14 protein-coding genes and 1 tRNA gene are annotated in these 18,798 nt (G+C 71.1%); 6 read left to right on the top strand and 9 right to left on the bottom strand.

The genetic code is table 11. From position 1 onward, the window contains the following. Positions 1–30: 30 nt before the first annotated feature. The 4 genes from ON30_RS14685 to ON30_RS14670 all read right to left on the bottom strand — a co-directional run bounded on the left by ON30_RS14685 (position 31) and on the right by ON30_RS14670 (position 7,664). Positions 31–2,289: a heavy metal translocating P-type ATPase gene (locus tag ON30_RS14685; protein WP_245554051.1), complete on the bottom strand. Its 2,259-nt coding sequence runs from the start codon at positions 2,287–2,289 to the stop codon at positions 31–33. 71 nt (positions 2,290–2,360) lie between these two features. Further along, the gene (locus ON30_RS14680) at positions 2,361–3,983 is read right to left on the bottom strand and encodes an ABC transporter permease (RefSeq protein WP_040707576.1); all 1,623 of its coding nucleotides are present in this window, start codon (positions 3,981–3,983) and stop codon (positions 2,361–2,363) included. Beyond that, on the bottom strand, positions 3,980–4,915 hold the full coding sequence (locus ON30_RS14675) for an ABC transporter ATP-binding protein (RefSeq protein ID WP_281004729.1): 936 nt from the start codon (positions 4,913–4,915) through the stop codon (positions 3,980–3,982). Before ON30_RS14675 ends, ON30_RS14680 begins: the two co-directional genes overlap by 4 nt. A gap of 31 nt (positions 4,916–4,946) precedes the next feature. Further along, complete coding sequence (locus tag ON30_RS14670) at positions 4,947–7,664, bottom strand: cation-translocating P-type ATPase (RefSeq protein ID WP_063719881.1); 2,718 nt, start codon at positions 7,662–7,664, stop codon at positions 4,947–4,949. Positions 7,665–7,794: 130 nt separating this feature from the next. Between ON30_RS14670 and ON30_RS14665 the strand changes: the two genes are divergently transcribed. Then, positions 7,795–8,349: a flavodoxin domain-containing protein gene (locus ON30_RS14665; protein WP_040707575.1), complete on the top strand. Its 555-nt coding sequence runs from the start codon at positions 7,795–7,797 to the stop codon at positions 8,347–8,349. Between the two features lie 112 nt (positions 8,350–8,461). Here ON30_RS14665 and ON30_RS14660 read toward each other — a convergent pair. Further along, positions 8,462–8,535, bottom strand: a tRNA-Cys gene (locus ON30_RS14660). Positions 8,536–8,689: 154 nt separating this feature from the next. Beyond that, positions 8,690–9,661, bottom strand: a complete 972-nt coding sequence (locus tag ON30_RS14655) for an Acg family FMN-binding oxidoreductase (RefSeq protein WP_040707574.1) — start codon at positions 9,659–9,661, stop codon at positions 8,690–8,692. Positions 9,662–9,918: 257 nt separating this feature from the next. Here ON30_RS14655 and ON30_RS14650 point away from each other — a divergent pair, with 257 nt between their 5' ends. Further along, complete coding sequence (locus tag ON30_RS14650; protein WP_157183732.1) at positions 9,919–10,791, top strand: GyrI-like domain-containing protein; 873 nt, start codon at positions 9,919–9,921, stop codon at positions 10,789–10,791. Here ON30_RS14650 and ON30_RS14645 read toward each other — a convergent pair. Next, positions 10,788–11,831 carry an Acg family FMN-binding oxidoreductase gene (locus tag ON30_RS14645; protein WP_281004728.1) on the bottom strand — a complete coding sequence of 348 codons (1,044 nt, stop codon included), beginning with the start codon at positions 11,829–11,831 and terminating at the stop codon, positions 10,788–10,790. The two genes, ON30_RS14650 and ON30_RS14645, sit on opposite strands and share 4 nt — an antisense overlap. Before the next feature lie 338 nt (positions 11,832–12,169). Here ON30_RS14645 and ON30_RS14640 point away from each other — a divergent pair, with 338 nt between their 5' ends. From ON30_RS14640 to ON30_RS14625, 4 genes are read left to right on the top strand one after another with little or no spacing between them, the layout of a single operon-like run. Further along, entirely contained in the window at positions 12,170–12,925 is a 756-nt protein-coding gene (locus tag ON30_RS14640; RefSeq protein WP_040707583.1) for an SDR family NAD(P)-dependent oxidoreductase, read from the top strand. Between the two features lies 1 nt (position 12,926). Further along, positions 12,927–14,444 (top strand): bifunctional aminoglycoside phosphotransferase/ATP-binding protein, encoded by a 1,518-nt coding sequence (locus ON30_RS14635; protein WP_063719880.1) that lies wholly within the window; start codon positions 12,927–12,929, stop codon positions 14,442–14,444. A gap of 26 nt (positions 14,445–14,470) precedes the next feature. Beyond that, positions 14,471–15,118, top strand: coding sequence for a response regulator (locus ON30_RS14630; protein ID WP_040707580.1), 648 nt, complete (start codon positions 14,471–14,473; stop codon positions 15,116–15,118). A 44-nt stretch (positions 15,119–15,162) separates the two neighbouring features. After that, positions 15,163–16,917: a sensor histidine kinase gene (locus ON30_RS14625; RefSeq protein ID WP_040707569.1), complete on the top strand. Its 1,755-nt coding sequence runs from the start codon at positions 15,163–15,165 to the stop codon at positions 16,915–16,917. On the opposite strand, the gene ON30_RS14620 is transcribed toward ON30_RS14625, so the two are convergent. Further along, a complete protein-coding gene (locus ON30_RS14620; RefSeq protein WP_040707567.1) occupies positions 16,914–17,882 on the bottom strand; it encodes a CHAD domain-containing protein in 969 nt (322 codons plus the stop codon). The genes ON30_RS14625 and ON30_RS14620 overlap by 4 nt on opposite strands. Before the next feature lie 133 nt (positions 17,883–18,015). Beyond that, the coding region (locus ON30_RS14615; protein WP_040707566.1) for an alpha/beta fold hydrolase at positions 18,016–18,798 on the bottom strand (783 nt) is incomplete at its 5' end.

Here is an 18,798-nt window from a genome sequence, read left to right as displayed (position 1 = left end):
TCACTGCGCCCGTAGGACGTTGTCCGAGGCTCACCTGCCCAGCGGTGCGTGGGCCAGGGTGAACAGTGCCTCGTCCTCCTGGGCGAAATGCAGGGTGAGGACGGCGTCGAGTCCGTAGAGCGTCGCGCGCAGGTCCTCGATCTGATCGGCGCGCAGCCCGCCGGGCGCACTGTCGAGATGGCGACGGATTCGTTCGACCATCCGGTGGATCTCGGTGTGCTCGCGGCTCATCGTCACCATCGCCTCCGGGTCGCGCAGGTAGTCGGCCAACGCCGGGTACAACTCGGTCTCCTCGGCGTGTTCGTGCGGCAGGACATCGGCGGTCAGCGCCTGCAGCGCGTGCCGCACCGCCGCGTCGGCCGCCGGGCCGGGTCCATCGGCCAGTGAACGCGCCGCCGTCCTGACCGTGGCGCGGGCGGCGTGCAGGCGTTCGTGTTCGCGGGCGAAGCGCGCGATCAACGGGTCGATCGTCGCGCCGCGTCTGTTCCCACCGATCCGCACGGCGCGCAACGCGTTCAGGATCACCGCGACGTCGATGCCCTCCTGCACGAGTGCGCCCGGCGCGGGCGGCAACAGTCCGAACGCGGCCGCGACCATCGCCACCAGAGACAGGACCATGCCGATCACCGCGCTCTGCACCGCGATCCGGCGGGCGCGCTGGGCGATCTCCACCGCGTCCGCGAGTCGATCGATGCGGTCGTCGAGGATGACCGCGTCCGCGACCTGCGCGGCCGCGGTCGATCCGCGCGAGCCCAGCGCGACCCCCACGTCGGCCGCTGCGAGGGCGGGCGCGTCGTTCACCCCGTCACCGACCATGACGGTCACCCCGTCCCGGCGTTCGGCGCGGATCGCGGCGATCTTGTCGGCTGGATCGGCATCGGCGATGACCTCGGTGAGGCCCAGCATGTCGGCGACGTCGACGGCGTTGTCGACCCGATCCCCGGTGAGCAGGACCAGTCTGCGCAACCCCGCGGTCCGCAGCCTGCGCATGGTGCGCGCCGCGTCGGAGCGCAACGGATCACGGACCAGCGCCGCGGCTTTCGGCACGTCGTCGACCGAGATCCAGATGATCCCCGCCAGGTCCAGCCGCGCACGGCGCTCGACCCCCGCCATCCACTCCGGACGAGGGCCCGTCGTCTCGGCCGCGCGCCCGACCCGGATGCGCTGTCCCGCCACGATCCCGGTAGCGCCCTGCCCCGGTTGCTCGCAAACCTGCTCGGCCACCGGACGATCGAGTCCGCGTCGCGCGGCGGCCACCGTCACCGCGTGGGCGAGGACATGGGGCGAGTACTGCTCGATCGCCGCCGCCGCCCGCAACATCCGATCGGCGTCGACGCCGGGCGCGGTGATCATCTCGACGACCTCGGGTCTCCCCATGGTCACCGTCCCGGTCTTGTCCATCGCCAGACATCGCGCGCGACCCAAGGTCTCGAGCGCCGCGCCGCCCTTGACCACCACACCGGAGCGCGCGCCGCGCGACATCCCGGCCGTGATCGCGACGGGGACCGCCAGCAGCAGCGGACACGGCGTGGCCGTCACGACCACCGCGACGGCCCGCACCGGATCACCGGTCGCGAACCAGGCGACCCCCGCGAGCAGCACGGCGACCGGCAGGAACCAGGCCGCGACCCGATCGGCCAGCCGCGCCACCGGGGCTCCGGCCGCGGCGGCCTGGCGCGCCAAGGTCACGATGCCCGCGTAGGTGCTGCCCGCCGCCGTGGCGCGGGCGCGCAGATCGGCGGCCGCGCCGACGTTCACCACGCCGCTGCGCACCTCGACGCCGGCTCGCCGAGCCACGGGCACGGCCTCGCCGGTCAGCGCGGATTCGTCGAAGACGCCCGCGGTGTCGAGAACGCCGTCGACCGGGACGGTCTCCCCCGACATCACCACCACGAGGTCGCCCGGTTCGATCGCGTCGACGGCGACGGTCTCGAGCTCCGACCCGACGCGCCGGTGCGCGCGCGCCGGCGCCCGCCGCAGCAGGCCGGTCAGGTCGCGGCCGGCCCGTCGGTCGGCGTAGTCCTCCAAGGTCCGCCCGGTCGCCACCATCACCGCGATCAGCGCCCCCGCGAAGAACTCGCCGACGGCGAGCGCGCCGACCATGGCGATGACCGCGAGCAGGTCCGCGCCGTAGCGTCCGGCGCGCAGCGCGCGCAGCACCCACCACGCGGCCGGAACGATCATCGCGGCGGCGGCGACCGCCCACAGCACGTCGGCCGCCGGTGCGCTGACCGGGCGGACCGCGACCCCGGTCGACACCAGAACGACCAGAATGACGGTCGAAGCCACCGAGCGGGACAATCCGTGCTCAGCGGATGTCGACGCCGATGCCGGCACCGTGGGGGTCCGCGCCTCGGTACTCACGGTCGCAGATCCCGGTGGCGAAACGCGGTCGCGCCGGCCGCGGTGAGCAGCACGGCGACGAGCAGCAGCACCGTCATCGACCCGACGGAGACCGGTTCGAGCGGCACCCGGGGAGTGTGCTCGAACGGCGAGGCGGCGGGGAACCACCCGGGCAGGTCGAAGGATTCGGCGAAGAGCAGGGCGACAGCGCAATAGGCGAATCCGGCCCACGCGATCGCGGCCGCGTGCCGGGGCCGCAGGCCGACGGCGACCAGCGCGAAGCCGACCGTCACCCAGATCGCGGGCCAATAGGCCGCGGCCGCCGCCGTCACCCGGGTGATCTGCCCGGGCTGATCGACGGTCAGGGCATAGGCCAGTCCCATGCCGAATCCGCCCGCGCAGGCGACGGCGGACGCTCCCAGGCCCGCGACCGCGCAGTGGGCGAGCAGCCAGCGCGCGCGGTTCGGTCGAGCGGCCAGCACGAATTCCGCGTGACCCAGGACTTCCTCCCCGCGCGCCCGCAGCACCGCGCCGATGCCGAAGGCGGTCGCGAGCAGGCTGGTCATCGCCACGGTCAGCGCCAGGTAGGAGTCCACCGCGTCGGCGGCGCCGCCCGGAAGGAACGCGGCCACCTCCGGATTGTCGGCGAGATAGTCGGCGATGCTGTCGGCGAAGGAACCGTAGGCCGCGCCGAGACCGAAGACGCCCACGCACCAGGCGAGCCAGGAACCGCGCTGCAACCGCCACGCCAACCCCAGCGGCGAGGACAACGCCCGGGACGCCGTCGCGCGACCGGTGCCGTAGGTCAGCAGGCCCGCGCCGAAGTCCCGTCGTTCGAGCAGCGCGAAAGCCGCGGCGACCAGGACGACGCTCGCCGCGACGAACAACAGCAGCGGCCACCACCGATCCGCGACATAGGGGTAGGTGCGCTGTCCCCAGCCCAGCGGCGAGAGCCACGAAGCCGTGCCGTCGCCGACATCACCGAGTGCCCGCAACACGTAGGCGGCCACCAGCGCCGCGCTCACCGCGGTGTAGACCCCGCGCGGGTTCTCGAACACCTGCGCGGCGACGGCTGTAAGCGCCGCGAAGACCACACCGACGCCGGCGATCGCGACCCCGGTGAGAACCGAGCCCGCCTGCGGCAGACCGGTCGCGATGCCGACGCAGACCAGCACGACCGCGACGCAGAGGTCGGCGAAGGCGGCGACGCCCAGGGCGGCCACCACCGTCGCGCGCCGCCCGACCCGCGCCGAACGGATCAATTCGTCGCGTCCGGCTTCCTCGTCGGATCGGGTGTGCCTGCCGATCAGGAACATGTTCATCAACGCGACGACGATCGCGACGTAGCCGAAGACCTCGAACAGGATCTCGCCGCCGATCGTGTCCAGCAGCCGGGTCGGACCACCCAGCGCCACCGCCGCGGCGTTGGCCCCCATCATCTCTCGCAGCCGCGCCAGCGCGGCGGCGTCGTCGTAGAAGCGCTGACTGCTCAGCGACTGCATGGCGAACAACGCGCCGGCCCCCGCCGTCCAGCACAGCAGCGCGAATCGCTCCCGACGCAGGGCGAACCGCACCAGCGTGCCACCGCCCGCCGCGCTCGCCGCGGTGAGCGGTCGCGCCGCTCGAATCCGCGCGCTCATCGAGCAACACCGGCCGGGTCGGGCCCGTAGTGGCGCAAGAAGATGTCCTCGAGCGTCGGCGGCGTACTGCTCAGCCCGCGCACGCCCGCGTCGGTCAGCGCCCGCAACACCCCGTCGAGACAGCCGTCGTCGACCGCGAAACGCCATCTTCGGCCCTCGCGCACCGGATCGTGCACACCCGGGAGATGGTCCAGCCCCGCCACGGGGCGCACGGTCTCGACCGTGACGACGGTGCGGGTCAGGTGCCGTAATTGGGCGAGGGTCCCGGTCTCCACGGTGCGGCCGTGCCGGATGATGCTCACCCGATCGCACAGCGCCTCGACCTCGGCGAGGATGTGACTCGACAGCAGCACCGTCGCGCCGCGCGCGGTCGCCTCGCGCACGCATTTCTGGAATTCGGCCTCCATCAGCGGGTCCAGCCCCACCGTGGGCTCGTCCAGCAGCATCAGTTCGGCCTCCGAGGCCAAGGCGGCGACCAAAGCGACCTTCTGCCGGTTGCCCTTGGAATAGGCGCGGGCCTTCTTGTGCGGGTCGAGATCGAAGCGTTCGAGCAGTTCGGCGCGTCTGCGCGGGTCGGCGCCGCCTCGCAGACGGCCCATCAGGTCGATCACCTCCCCGCCGGTGATGCCCGGCCACAGGGTGACCTCGCCCGGGACGTAGGCCAGCCGACCGTGCAGCGCGACAGCCTCGTGCCAGGGGTCGGCGCCGAGTACGCGCACCGCACCCGCGTCGGCGCGCAGCAGTCCGAGCAGGACGCGGATGGTGGTGGTCTTGCCGGAACCGTTCGGTCCGAGAAATCCGTGCACCTCACCGGGGCGCACCGTCAGGTCGAGGCCGTCGAGAGCGCGTACACCACCGAACGATTTGGTCAGCCCCGAGATCGAGATCGCGGTGTCGGCGCGGGTCATGCCGCTGCCGGAACTGTCGTCCATGGCTGATCCCTTCGTCCGGACGGACCGGATCTCAGTGTCGGGCCGAGCAGGACGCGGCGATCAGGGCCGATCGTCCTCGACTGTCGGGACCTGCGACCCCGGCACGGGTGTCGGCCCGTCCGCGGCGTCGCCGTCGCAGCGCGCGCAGCCATTCGTCGACTCCCCACACGATCAGAGGGAACGGGAGCACCAGCGCCATCATCCACGCCGCGGGGGCCGCGGTGCCGAAGATCGCTTGCAACGGCGGCACATACACCAGCGCGAGAGCGAAGGCCACCTCGAACACGCAGCCGCCGAGCAGCAGTCGGTTGGACCAGACACCGATCGAGGACAGCGAGGCGTACTCGGTGCGCGCGGCGAAAGCCGTGCCGAGTTGGCAGGCGACGATGCCGAGGAAGGTGAGGGTGGTCGCCTGGAGATAGGTGTGGTGCAGGGCGGAACCGGGGTCGGTGTCCGCGCCCGGCCGCCACCCCGCCGACAGCAGAACCGTGAAGAACCCGGCCATGACCAGCACGGCCGAGACGACCCCGAGCACGCCCCACGCGCGCAGCAGCAGCCTGCGGGTGATGACGCCTTCCGAGCGCGGCCGCGGCGGCTGGTCCATCACTCCTGGTTCGGCGTTCTCGCGGCCGAGAGCCAGGGCGGGCAGCGTCTCGGTGCCGAGATCGATCGCCAGGATCTGCAACACCGTCAACGGCAGCGGGATGGCGCCGCCGGACAGCGCGAACAGCAGGAACGGCACGATTTCGGGCACCGCGTGGGCGAAGATGTAGAGCACGAATTTGCGCACGTTGTCGAAGACCCGGCGGCCTTCCTCGATACCCGCGGCGATCGTCGCGAAGTTGTCGTCGGTCAGGACCAGGGTCGCCGCTTCGCGGGCCACGTCGGTGCCGCCGCGCCCCATCGCGACGCCGATGTCCGCGCGCCGCAGCGCGGGCGCGTCGTTCACCCCGTCCCCGGTCATCGCCACGACCTCGCCGTCCACGCGCAGCGCGTCGGCGATCCGCAGTTTGACCTCCGGTGTCGCGCGGGCGAAGACGATCTCACCCGGCTCCGCGAGCAGGGCGTCGAGTCGATCGTCGGTCATCGCCTCGACCTCGACGCCGTCGATCACCCGCCCGACGTCGATGCCGACCCGGCGCGCCACCTCCGCGGTCGTGCGTCCGTTGTCGCCGCTGATGACGTGCACCCGGATACCGGCCCGGTGCACGGCCGTCACGGCGTCGGCGACCTCGGGCCGCGGCGGATCGAGCAGCGCCACCAGCCCCAGAAAGGTCAGGTCGGTCTCGACCGGACGCCGGTCCTCGGGTACGGGACCGCGCCAGTCTCGGCGTGCCACGGCGAGCACCCGCAGTCCGCGATCGGCGAGCTCTTCGACCTGACCGCGAGCCCGCGTCAACGCACGCGCACCGTCGGCGGCCGCGACACAGCGCGGCAGCACCGCTTCCGGCGCGCCTTTGACGTGTACGGCCAGCCCCGTGCGGTCCTCGTCCACCGTCGACATCATCCGCACCTGCGGATCGAACGGGTACAGGGCGCGGCGCACGGATCGCTCACGCTCGGCGGTGACGCCGACGCCGGCCGAGTCCGCGTACCGGAGCAACGCGATCTCCATCGGATCGCCCGTCTCCGCCTGGCCGAGATCCGCGGTAGCGCACAGGACAAGGGCGCGCGTCAGCGCCGGATCGTTCGAGGTGGTCGTCACCACCCGCATGTCGTTGGAGGTGAGCGTGCCGGTCTTGTCGGTGCAGATGGTGGTGGTCGAACCTAGGGTCTCCACCGCGGACAATCGCCGCACGACCGCGCCGCGCCGCGCCATCGCGCGGACACCGGCGGCCAGGGCGAGGGTGATCGTCGGCAACAGCCCCTCCGGGACATTGGCCACCAGCAGACCGATCGCGAACAGGAACGCCGCCGACAACGACAGCCCCGCCAGCAAACCGAGTGGCAGGAATGCCGCCCCGACCGCCACCGCCACCGCGGCGATCAGCCACGCCACCCGCCGGACCTGCCGCTCCAGCGGACTCGGCTCCTGCCGAACTCGCTGCGACAGCGCCGCGATCCGACCCAGCTCGGTGTGCACACCGGTGCCGTGGACGACCGCGCGGCCCGCTCCCGCTGTGCACAGCGTCCCGCTGAACACCAGCACGGGCGAGTCCACGGACCGGTCGGCGCGGTCGAGCTCCGCGGCGCTGCGGGTCACCGGATTCGATTCCCCGGTCAACGGGGACATGTCGACCTGCACCGTCCCGTCGACCAAACGCGCGTCGGCCGGAATCCGCTCCCCCTCTTCGAGCACCAGCACGTCACCGCGCACGACGTCGAGCACCGGGATCGCGATACTCGCGCCGTCCCGGATCACCGTCACCCGCCGCGGCAGGAACGCGCCGAGCGCCGCCACCGCGTGCTCGGCCTGACTCTCCTGCCAGAAGGCCAGCACCGCGTTCAGGATCACCACGACTATCACGGCGATGCCGATCGGCACGGCTCCCGAGACGAAGGCCAAGCCGGCGGCCACCCACAGCAGCAGCGCCAGTGGATGGACGAACTGCCTGCCCAGCGCCGTCCACCAGTGGTGTTCGGAGCGTCGCGGCAGCTCGTTGGGACCGTAGAGCCGCAGCCGCCGCGCCGCCTCCCGGCCGGACAACCCCTCGGGGGTCGTGCGCAGATCGCGCAGTAGCGCCGCGACGGGTTCCCGCGGATCGACCGCGGCCCGCTCGGGTTCGGTGACGGCGTGCTCCCGGCTCACCCTCTCCACGATCGTCGGCCCGCGCGCGGATCGCTGGGTACACAAGTCACCGACCTGATGGGCCGATGTCCCCTCGGTCCGGGCACGATGGCTCTGACCTGCGCCGAAGCCACCGACGACGCTGGACGGCATGGAAACCGACACTCGAATCGCCGTTCTGTACGCGACCGCGCAAGGCTCCTCCCGCGACGTCGCCGAATCGATCGCCACGGAGCTCACCACCCGCGGCGCGCGGGTCGAGCTGGCCGAAGTGGAGCACGCGCCCGAACTCGACGACTTCGACGCCGTCGTGCTCGGCAGCGCCGTCCACGACCGCAAGATGCTGCCCGAGGCCGACGAGTTCGTCCGCGCGCACCGCGACACCCTCACCACTCGCCCGACTTGGCTGTTCACCGTCGGCCTGGGCCCCGGCCTGCGCGGACCGATCGGCCGCCGCCTCGCCCACGCCGTGCCCCCGGCGATCGACAAGACCCGCGCCGCGATCTCCCCGCGCGACTACCACGCCTTCGCCGGGGCCTACTCCCGCGAGGACCTGCCGTTCGCCTCGCGCGTGCTGTACCGATTACTGGGCGGCCCGCGCTCGGGCGACCTGCGGGATTGGGACGAGATCCGCGGCTGGACCGACGGGATCGCCGACGAACTCGGCCTGCCGAACAGCGACAAGGTCGACGCCGACAACGCCTGAGCACCGCCGACGAAGTCACGTCCGGATACCGGACGTGACTTCCCCTGTCACGAACTGCGCGACCGAAACGCCGAATCCTGACCGCTGACCGGTGCGGCCCGGAACGGAATCGTGGAGGTGGAGACGGGATTCGAACCCGCGTGGACGGTTTTGCAGACCGCTGCCTCGCCTCTCGGCCACCCCACCTTGTGAAGTCGGTTCAGCCTAGCACCGCTACCGTCACGCACCCGCACGGCGGATCTCCAACCCCGTTCTCGCGGAGTCGGTCCGCGCGCGAGAACCGTCCCGGCGGCAGCCGACGGCTACCCCCGGGTGTGCCGGGGCAACGACAGCGCCGCGCTCATCCCAGCGGTCGAACGACCTCGCTCAGCGCTCGGCGAGGCGTCGCGGGAATCCCGTCGGCGGTGCTCGACGCCCAGCCGACCCGGATGAGCAGCTGCGGAAAGCCACTGTCCTCCAGTACATCCGACCGGACCAGCGCCCGCGTGCCGGGCAGTTCGAGCGGTTCGGTCAACGGACAGGTGGCCAACCCGAAGACCGTGGCGGTCAACAGCACCGCGCTGGCTGCCTCCCCGGCGCGCAGGCGGGACAGGTCGTCGTCGGAACCGGTGTGCACCAGCACCAGCGTCCCGTTGTCTTCCAGGTCACGCAGCACGGCCTCGGTCAGGGTGTGGGCGTGGAACTCCCGAGTGAGCGGATCGGCGGCCAGGACCGCGTTGCGCGCCGGGACGCCTTCGGGATCGGCGTGCCGTCCGGACCAGCGAACGAGTTCGTCCTGGTAGGACGGGTCGGCCCGATGCGCGGCGGCCGCCGTCCGGAACGCTTCGACGAGCCCGATCCTGGTACCACCGCCGGGGACCTCGGTGACCATCGCGCCTTCGGCCCGGCCCGCCGCCGCCATGGCGGCCACGAAGCCCTCGGGGACCTCCCAGGAGGTGGGGCGGCGCCTGTCGGTGCGGCGATCGGCGATCGCGCGCGCCAACCCGACGACCTCGGAGGTCGGTGTGACCGGAACGAATTCGACGGAGGCCAGATGACGACGATCGGCGGGGTCGGGAAAGCGATGCACGACGGTGTGCCACCCGAACGAGCGCGCGGCCACCCGGAAGTGGTGCAGCGCCGCACCGCAGCTGATCAACAGGTCGCGACGGTCGGGGTCGGTGTGCGCAAGCCCGCGCCCCTCGTCGGCGTAGAGGTGGACCGTCGTGTCGCCGACGCGCCACTGCCACGGTTGGGTGTTGTGCACCGACGGTGCGCGCACGGCCAACGCCAGCGCCGACCGCACCGTCTCGGCATCGGGATGTCTGGTCACGGGGTCACCTCACGGCTCTCATCGATTGTTCGTAGAAGCCGAGCCTGCTCCCTCCCGAGCCGCCGGGGCAGAGACGAAAGTCCCGGCTGTGACGGGCATGTGGCACGACCTGTGTCATCGCGACGCACCGGGACCGAGGACTCTCGTCAGGAGGCGGTTCGGCCCTGCCGTTCCCCTGGTCCGACGCGCTAGTTTCGAGACGATGCCGAGATCCGCCTCGTCGGCGGGCCGGATGCCGCCGAACCGTGGGAGTCGTCGTGTCGTATCCGATAGCGGTCCTCGAATCCGAGGAGCACACCGTGCTCGAATCGCACCGCACCATCGAGGCGGCGCACGCGGGCGCGGACATCGGCGCGGCATTGCGCGACCTGCACGACACGGCGGCGCGCATGGGCCTGACCCCGACCGGACCGCCTTCGATCACTTATCCGAGCCCGTCCGTCGCCGCCGACGATCTGCGGGTGACACTCACGCTTCCGGTCGACCCGACCGCGGCGGACGAGTTCGGCGAAGCCACCGCCGTGCGCGCCACGCAGGCGGCCACCTACGTCCGCACCATCCATCACGGCGACTACCAGCACATCGGCGCGGCCTACCGCGCGCTCGAGGACTGGATGCGCGGTGTCGGGTTGCGCTCCGCCGGTCCGGTCACCGAGATCTACCTCGTCGGACCGGACACCGCGCTGCGTCCACAGGATCTGGCGACCGAGATCCGCATCCCGGTGGCCCACGGCCCGCGACCGTCGGTGCGGATCGACCTACCGGTCCCCGAGACGGCGTCGATCGTGCGGCCCAGCCTCGTTCAGCACGGTTTCCACGTGTTGTCGCAGGTCGACCTCGACACCGTCGTCCACACCGAGGATTCGCCACGACCGCATGTCCTGCTCACCGCCTGCCTGCCGTGGCTGGCCCGGTGCGCGCTGGCGATCGACCCCGCCCGTGATCGTCTGCTGTTCACCGAGTTCGTGATTCGCCGCGCGGGGAACGCGACGGTGGTCGAGGTCCCGACCGCGCCGGGTCTGCCGGGCGACGGACCTGAGCTGACCGCGTTGATCCACGAACTGAGCAGCCGCGTCGCGGACGTGCTCGCCGACCTCGCCGCACGCGCGGGCGCGTCCCCCGCCTGCTAGTACGAGGGGCTGCCGCAGCGCGGCGGCGCGGCTTCCAACACCTCCGCGACGGCGCGGCGGGAGACGGTGGGCAGTGTGCCGGTGTCGTCGGACCACCCGATACGGATGACCGCCTGCGGGTGCAGGGTGTCGCCGAGGACAGCGGACCGAATGCGGCCCCGCAGGTCGGGCAGTTCCAACGGCTCGGTCAGCAGACACGTCGACAATCCGATGTTGGTCGCGGTCAGCAGCACCGCGCTGACCGCCTCGCCGGCGCGCAGTCGGGACTCCCGGTCGTCGCGCAGCGTGCCGAGGACCAGCAGTTCGGCGTAGTCGGGTTCACGGGAGGTGTCCACCATGCGCGGGGCGGAGAACACGCGAGTCGGAATGCCCTGGCCGGCGCGTGGACGGGGCGCGCTCACCGAGGGGACGCCTTCGGCGCTGTCGTGGGTCCCGCTCCATTCGGCGAGTTCGAGGCGGTAGTCCGGGTCCACGGCGTGTCGGCGTTGAGCTTCGTACATCGCCTCGACCAAGGCGCGCCGGGGTTCGTACACGGCCTGGCGCACCACCGCGCCGTTGGCCGCTGCCCGCTCGCTCACCAATCCGAGATAGCCCGGCGGAATCGGTTGGGAGGTGAAGTGCCGCCGATCGGACCTCCTGCGCGGAATGGCCGCGCACAGGGCCAGTTCCGTCATCGTGGGCCGGTGCCGCACCAACTCGACGGTCGCCAGGTGATCCGGTTCGGTTGGGTCGGGAAGCCGGTCCACGACGGCCGACCATCCCATGGACGCCAATGCGATGCGCAGATGATGCAGGACCGCACCGCAGCTGACCAGGGCGTCCCGCAAGTCGGGATCGGTCGCGGGCAACGTACGCGCCGGATCGAGATGCAGTCGCAGTTCGCGGTCGACGACGCGGAACCGCCACGGCTGGGTGTTGTGCACCGAAGGTGCGCGCACCGCGAGCGTCAGCGCGGTCTCGAGGAGGTTCTCGTCGAGCATTGCGTATCGCATCCAGCGGTGTCCTTTCCTTGCTCGTGGCTCGAAGATCCACTGTGTCACCGTGACGGCGCCACCGGTAAGAGCACGATGTCCCCGGCCGGTGGGACCTCCGACGCGTCCGGTCTCGACGCGCGCAGCGGCCCCGGAACCGACCGGCGTATCCGACGCGCCATCCAGGGCCCCGACGGACCGAGCGCGCACCAACCGCCCGGATGCATCGAATTCGCAGCGAATCCACGGCGTAGCTCCGAGCGTACGCCGACGCGCGTCCCGTCACGAACGAACCGACGACCCTGCCGATCGGGGTCTTTCGGCCGTGACTCCCGCGCGCCGTGCGCGCGATCGTTGAGGTCATCGACAACCCGGACCATCGACACCCACGAGAGAAGCTGGTCACGATGAACGATTTCCACGGACGCAGCGCCGTCGTGACGGGCGGTGCGCGCGGCATCGGCGCGGCGGTCGCCCGCTCCCTGGTCGACGCGGGACTCGGCGTCGTCGTCGCGGACCTGCTGGACCGCGAGGGCAAGACCACCGCCGAACAACTCGGGCCCACAGCGATGTTCTGCCACCTCGACGTCTCCGACGAGGACCAGTGGCGACACGTCCTCGACGACGCCGAAGCGACCTACGGACCGCTGGCCGTGCTGATCAACAACGCGGGCATCGTCGACTTCGGCGGCATCGAATCCGAAGCGCCTGCCATGTTCCGGCACGTGCTCGACGTCAACCTCGTCGGACCGTGGTTGGGCATGCACCACGCCGCCCCGCGGCTACGGGCCGCGGGGGACGGCGTCATCGTCAACATCTCCTCCACAGCGGGGCTGACCGGATACTCCGGCATCGCCGGCTACGTCGCCAGCAAATGGGGGCTGCGCGGCCTCACCAAAGCCGCCGCGCTCGAACTCGGCGACGCGGGCGTCCGCGTCAGCTCGGTGCACCCGGGCCCGATCCACACCCCGATGACCGCGGGCTTGGACCCGAACATGGCCGCCACCCAGCCACTGGCGCGATTCGGCGAACCCGAGGAGGTCGCCGACATGGTGCGCTTCATCGTCGAGAAAGCGACGTACTCGACCGGTTCGGAATTCGTCCTCGACGGCGGCTCGACGGCCGGGCTCCCCCTGACCGTCCCCGAAACCGAGAACGCCTGACGTGTCCACCGAGCCCCCCGCTCCCGCGCGGATACACGAAACCCACACCGGCGTGGTCACTTTGATCGGAGACCGGGCCTACAAGGTGAAGAAGCCGATCACCACCGACTTCCTCGACTTCGGCACCCCGGAGCTGCGCGAGCGCGCCTGCGCGCGCGAACTCGAACTCAACCGCCGCATGGCCCCGCAGGTCTATCTCGGCATCGCCCACCTGGTCGACCCCAGCGCACGGTCCTCCGAACCGGTCCTGGTCATGCGCCGCATGCCCGAGGACCGTCGTCTCGCCACGCTCGTCGGGGATCCGCTGTGGAACAACGCGCGCCTGTCCGGCCTCGCGGCGTTGCTCGCCGACTTCCACGACGGGGCCCGCCGCGGGCCCGAGATCGACGCCGAGGGCGAACCCGACCGAGTGCGGGAACGATGGCTCTCGCTACTGGTGCCGTTGCGCGCGCGATCGTCCGCGGACACGCGGCGACTCGCGCGCATCGAGCGTTCGGCGCTGCGCTACATCCGAGGCCGCGCGCCGCTGTTCGCCCGCCGCATCACCGACGGGAAGATCGTCGACGGCCACGGCGACCTGCTCACCCAGGACATCTTCGACCTGCCGGACGGCTTCCGGGTACTGGACTGCCTCGACTTCGACGACCGACTGCGTTACGTGGACCGTCTCGACGACCTCGCCTTCCTCGCCATGGACCTGGAATTCCTCGGCCATCGCGACCTCGGCACGGCGCTGCTGGCGGACTATCTGCGCCGCACCGACGACCCGGCCCCCGCGTCCCTGATCCACCACTACATCGCCTACCGCGCTCTCGTGCGGGCGAAAGTGGACCTCCTCCGTCATGACCAAGGCGACGAATCGGCCACCGCGCGCGCCGAACGGCATCTGGTGATCGTCGAGCGGCACCTGGGCGCGGCGGCGGTTCGCCTGACCCTGGTGGGCGGACTGCCCGGCACCGGCAAATCGACCGTCGCCGCCGAACTCGCCGCGGCGACCGGCGCGGCGCTGCTGTCCAGCGACACCCTTCGGCGGGGGCTGCGCGAGTCCGGCGAGATCTCCGGTGCGACAGCGCTTTTCGGTGACGGCCTGTACGCGCCCGCGAACAAGGCGATGGTGTATCGCGAATTGCTGACCCGAGCGCGCGAACGGCTGGTCGCCGGTGAATCGGTGATCCTGGACGCCAGTTGGACCAAGGCCGCCGAACGCGCCCACGCCAGGGCGTTGGCCGCCGAAGTCGCCGCGGAGGCCACCGAGTTGCGGTGTGTGTGCCCGCGCGAAGTCGCCGCCGCGCGGATCGCGAGCCGCCGAGGCGGGGATTCCGACGCGACGGCGGCGATCGCCGCCGCCATGGCGGGCACCGCCGACGCCTGGCCCGAAGCCGCGCGGATCGACACCGATCGTCCCCTCGCACACACCGTCGACGACGCCCACCGAATTCTGCGATCCGGGGGAGAATATGAGACGACCGTACCTCCCCAGCCACGCACCGACGCCGGTGTCGCGTCGCCGGTGCCGTGAACGCCATGCCGAAAGGACGCGGGCCGATGATCAAGGTGTTCCTGGTCGACGACCACGAGATAGTCCGTCGCGGAGTCGGCGACCTCATCGCCGGCGAACCGGACATGGAAGTCGTCGGCGAGGCCGACGGCTACTCTCACGCCTTGGCCCGCATTCCCGCGCTGCGCCCCGATGTGGTGGTCCTCGACGTCCGCCTGCCCGACGGCAACGGCATAGAACTGTGCCGTGAACTGATGTCGGCGAACCCGGACCTGCACTGCCTGATGCTCACCTCGTTCACCGACGAGCAAGCCATGCTCAACGCCATCCTCGCCGGCGCCCAGGGGTACGTCGTCAAGGACATCACCAGCATGGATCTCATCGGCGCCATTCGCGACGTGGGCGCGGGTAAATCCCTGCTCGACAACCGTGCCGCCGCCGCGCTGATGGCGAAACTGCGCGCCGAGGCCGAAGCGGACAAAGGCCCGCTGGCATCCCTGACCGAACAGGAGCGAACCCTGCTGGCGCTGTTGGGCGAAGGATTGACCAACCGCCAGATCGCGGACCGGATGTTCCTCGCGGAGAAGACGGTCAAGAACTACGTCTCACGACTGTTGACCAAGCTCGGCGTCGAACGTCGAACACAGGCGGCGGTGCTGGCAACGAAGCTCGGACAGACCGAACGGCAGCAATGACCGACCGGGCGGTATCCACCCGCCGGGCATCGTATAGTAGGGATATGCCGGACATCGAGGCCCAGCGGTCCGGTTCCGGAGGCAACGGACGGATCGCCGTCAGCGAGACGCTGTCCCAATTACGACTGCACGAACTGCTCCTGGAAGTTCAGGACCGCATCGCGCAGATCGTCGGCGTTCGTGACCGGATGGACCGCCTGGTCGAGGCCATGCTCGGCATCACCGCGGGTCTCGACCTCGACAACACGCTGCGCACCATCGTCCACGCCGCCATCGAATTGGTCGACGCCCGCTACGGCGCGCTCGGGGTCCGCGACACCGACGCGGGCGGCAAACAGCTCGCCGAATTCGTCTACGAAGGCATCGAGGACCGCACCCGGGTCATGATCGGGGACCTGCCGCGCGGTCACGGCGTGCTGGGCGTGCTCATCGAACACCCCGAACCGCTGCGCCTGAAGAATCTGTCCGAACATCCGGCCTCGGTCGGCTTTCCCGCCCACCATCCCCCGATGCACACCTTCCTCGGCGTCCCGGTCCAGGTCCGCGACGAGGTCTTCGGCCACCTCTATCTCACCGAGAAGGCCGACGGCCAAGAGTTCACCGACGACGACGAGATCGTCGTGCAGGCACTGGCCGCCGCCGCGGGCATCGCCATCGAGAACGCGCGGCTCTACCAGCAGAGCCGGGTCCGGCAACGCTGGCTGGAGGCGACCCGCGACGTCGCCACCGAACTGCTCGGCAACACCGACTCGGCCGAGGTCCTCGAAGTGATCGTCCAGCGCACCCTGGCGCTGACCGAATCGGCGGTCACCTTCGTCGCCCGCCCCGAAGACCTCGAGGTCCCCGTCGAGGACATCACCGACCTCGTCGTGGTGGCCGTCGCGGGCGCGCGCGCCGACACCCTGCTCGGCGTCCACATCCCGGTGGACAGGTCGCACTCCGGCGAGGTCTTCCGGTCCGGGCGCCCGGCATCGGTCGAGAAACTGGCCTACAACCCCTTCGCCGACGCCGACGACGAATACGGCCCCGCGCTGATCCTGCCGCTGCGCGCGGGCGGCGCGGTCATCGGTGTCCTGACCGCGCTGCGTCCCCCCGACACCGCACCGCTGGAAAGCTCCGCGCAGCAGATGATGGGCGTCATCGCCGATCAGGCCGCGCTCGCGTTGCGCCTGGCCGACACCCAGGCGCGGATACGCGAACTCGACGTGCTCTCCGACCGCGACCGCATCGCCCGCGACCTGCACGACCACGTCATCCAACGGCTGTTCACCGTCGGACTGGCGCTGCAGAGCACCGCCCAACGCACCAAGTCCCCGGACATCCGATCCCGGCTCACGACCACGATCGAGGACGTGCAGACCATCGTCCAGGACATCCGGCACTCCATCTTCGACCTGCACAGCAACAACGCCGCCGACTCCTCGAACTACCGGAAATACCTGCACGACATCGTCGTCGACACCACCGCCGAGGCCGACCTGCACACCACCGTGCGACTGGCGGGCCCGGTCACCGCGCTGTCCCCGCCGCTGTCCGACCACGTCGAAGCGGTGCTGCGCGAATCGGTGAGCAACGTCGTGCGGCACGCGCACGCCACCAGCCTGTCGGTGGAACTGCGCATCGGCGACGAGGTCACCATCGAGATCGTCGACGACGGACGCGGCCTCAGCACCGCCGAGACCCGCCGCAGCGGACTGGCCAACCTCGCCGCCCGCGCCGACGAGGCGGGCGGCAGCTTCGAGATCGCGCCCAACCCCGGCGGCGGGACCATACTGCGCTGGTCCGCGCCCCTGCCCTAGTGTCCGGCGGTCACCGGGGCCCGATCGAGCGCGGCCAGCGTCCGCACCGACTCCATCGCCGCGTGACAGATCCGCGGCAGCGACTCGGCCCGCCGATCGGTGACGTCCAATTCACGCTGGTAGAGCAGCCCGTAGGTGAAACTCGCCTCCCCCGCCTCCTCCGCCTGTCCCGCCAGTTGCAGCAGATGCCGCTTGGCGACCACCGCGTCGTGATGCTCGCCCAACATGTCCTGCAACGACTCCAAAGCCGCCAAAGCCGCCTCCCGCTCGGGTTCCGCGCCGCCCAGGGATTCGATGTAGTACCGGGTCCGGCGGACCGCCTTGCGCACCGCGTGCACGGCCGCGTCCCGCGCGTCCTCCCCGCGCGCCAACGCCACCGCGCGCATTCGATCCTCCACCCGACCGACGAGTTCGCCCAGCAGAACGTCGCGCCGGTCCGGATCGCACCACGTCGCCTCACCGCGGCGTAGTGCGTCGATCTCGCTGTCCAGATCGGTGACCACCGCCAGATACCGACGCGAGCCCAGCAGCGCGAGCCCTTCGACCCGCGCCTGCTCGATGCGCTCGTCGAAGTAGCGATCGATCCGCTCGGCGACCCCATCACGGACGTATCGAGCGCGCAGTGCCGCCGTGGCGGCCCGTATGCGAGCGGCCTGCACGTCCAAGTCGTGGGCCGCACCCAGGGCGAGCCCGAACCAGCGCAGTTCCTCTATCAGCCGACGCAGATGCCGGTGCCGATCCCGAGCCAGACGGTGGGCGGCCACCGCGCTGCGAGCACGGCGGGCCGCGACGATGATCGACGGAATCGCCGTCGCGTCACCGCGCCGCGCGGCGGCCTCGCCCGCGACGATGGCGACCCGCTGCTCGGCCAGATAGTCCGCCAGCGCCGCGGTGTTCGACGACGCCTTCCCGGTGCGGTGTGCCGCGCCGTCGGTACTCGGTGTGAGGACATCGGTGGAGGACATCGCAACGCCTAACGTCGGTCTACGGATGTTCTCCACTCTCGCGGGAGCCCCCCTTGCCCTGGCAGGGCCGTTGGTCGTGTATCCCCGGGTCCTCCGGCCGGCGTCGGACCGGCCGCGCGGGACGACCGGCGCGTCACATCGCCCGGTGGTCTCCCGAGTCGGACGACGCCTCCGACTCGTTCCGGTCGTACGGTGGCGTCACCGGCTGCCGGATCACATTGGTGATGAGCTCACCGAAGGCGTGCGGGTCGTCCATGAGCCAGGCGTGGCCGCCGGAGACAGTGCTCGATCGGGGGCCGCCCGCGGCGGCGTGCAACGACAGGGAAGTCGCCTCCGGGATGATCGTGTCCCGTGTGCTCCACACCACGAACATCGGAACCCGCCGCTCGGCCAACTCGGTGAGCTCCGCGGTCAGATTCGTGGTTCGCGCGATGTGCGCGGCGTCCCACACCGCGCTCGGGTTGCGGGCCAGGTTCGGCACTGCGTCGCGGAGCACGACCGGCAGTACCCTGGTCAGTTGGCGTCCGGGCAGCAGGTCGGCGGGCAGGTGCAGTCCCCAGTCCCACAAGGGCCTTTCCCGCAACGCGCGGACCACGCCGCGTCCGTCGGTCCACGCCGAGCCGCCTATCGAGTTCACCAGGACCAGACGCTGCGCGACCTCGGGGTATCGGTGCGCGGTGGCGATCGCGACGCCGCCGCCGAAGGAGTGCCCGACCACCGATATGGGAAGGGGGACCTCGGCCGTGTCCAGGAACCGCCGTACCCATTCGGCGTAGCCGTCCATCGTGCGTCGCCGCGGCGGGAGGGCCGCGGTGCCGCCGAACCCCGGCAGCGAGGGCGCGTACACCCGCAAGCCCATCCCCACGAGACGTTCAAGCGGCCGCGCGTAGGCGGAGCCACCCAGACCCCAACCGTG

Source organism: Nocardia takedensis NBRC 100417 (assembly GCF_000308695.1).
GTDB lineage: Bacteria > Actinomycetota > Actinomycetes > Mycobacteriales > Mycobacteriaceae > Nocardia > Nocardia takedensis.
This window is presented reverse-complemented; position numbering and strand designations above follow the sequence as displayed.